The organism is Roseibium sp. RKSG952 (assembly GCF_009711355.1).
Genome location: NZ_SMMF01000941.1, coordinates 87,924 through 89,401 on the forward strand (window position 1 = coordinate 87,924; position 1,478 = coordinate 89,401).

Annotated in this window: 1 pseudogene; it reads right to left on the minus strand. The window is 55.1% G+C overall.

The annotated features are described in order from the left end of the window. A pseudogene (locus E1297_RS49250) lies at positions 1–1,478 on the minus strand (hypothetical protein); the annotation flags it as partial.

Below are 1,478 nucleotides of genomic sequence, written 5' to 3' on the forward strand. Positions count from 1 at the left end.
TGCCAGTGACTTCAGCCGGGTTTGAGCCGTCTGTGTCATAAGTAAGCGTGTAGCCACCGGTTGAGGGGGTCGATGCAACATGGCCAATCGCGCTGGAGATTTCGTTCAAGACGCCTTGATTGTCGATTGAAAAGTTCCCGATCTTCAGGTCATCAAGGCTGATGCCGGTCAGGACCGTTTGTGTTGTAACCCCATCCACAGTGATGCTGATCCGTACGGTCTGACCCAGTGCGTCCCCGGATTCTTCGAAAATCCTGAAATCGCTGGCGTCGACATCGGCATTGATTTCGATGACATCCCCCATATCGGGGTTGAATCCATCGATCACACGCGCTGGGCTGTCATAGCCGATGGTCACATGCATATGGGTGTGACCATCACCGCCCCCATCGCCACCGGAATGCCCGCCACCGTGGCCAGAACCGTTGTCATCATCACCAGAGATCAGAGTTGCGAGCTCGTCACGGGTTGTGGAGTCCAGTGCATGAATGTTCGATGCCTCGAGCGCGGCCAGCGTCACGCCCTGCAGGGTAATTGTCTGGTTGTTTGATGGCACTCTGATCACGACAGAACCATTCACTTCCGAGATTTCGAACGCATCTGCGCCGATCCAGTCAATGAAGATGGTATCAGTCGCCGGATCGAAGTCGGTCACGACCGTTTGCTGGCCATAGTTCCATGTGACCACCACGTCGGCATTCTGCTTTGTGATACCGGGATTGTTGAATGCGTCACCGGTCTCAGTGGGTGACGGATCCGGATCTGGTGTGGGCTCCGGGTCTGGATCAGGTGTTGGATCTGGATCAGGCGTCGGATCGGGGTCGGGCGTCGGATCTGGATTGGGCGCTGGATCAGGGTCTGGCGCGGTCGCACCGTCACCGATCAGGCTCAGGATCTCCTGCGCTGCAGTGCCGTCCAGTATGGTGAAGTTGCGCGCAGAAAGCTCGTCCAGAGTTACCCCAACCAGCGTCAGAGTTTGCTGATTTGATGGCACTGAAAACACGACCGAGCCATTCACTTCTGTAATGACAAGATCATTGGCTGAAATCCAGTCGACAAAGATCGTGCCATTTGCAGGATCGAAATCCGTGATCTCAGTGTTGGATCCGTAGGACCAGGTCAACACAACATCAGCGCTGTCCTTGTCTACATCAGCTGTGCCGCCCGATGATCCACCGGGGTTATTGCCTGAGCCACCGCCAGATCCGCCATTTGTATCATCACCTGGTGTACCAAGGCCTTCGTCGCCTGTTTTGCGATCTTCAAAAAAGGTGATCATGTCGCTAACCGAAGGGCTGTCAAATCCACCAAACTGCCCGATGTATTGCAGGATCGAAGTGCCGTATTCATCCGTGGATACGGCTCCGCCAAGCAGCAGATTCAATGTCCCGTAGGCACCCCGCAAATGAGCGGCAGCCATGATACCTGTAAGGGTGAGTTCAACGGTGACGGTTTCACCATTGCCATTGGTGTAGGTC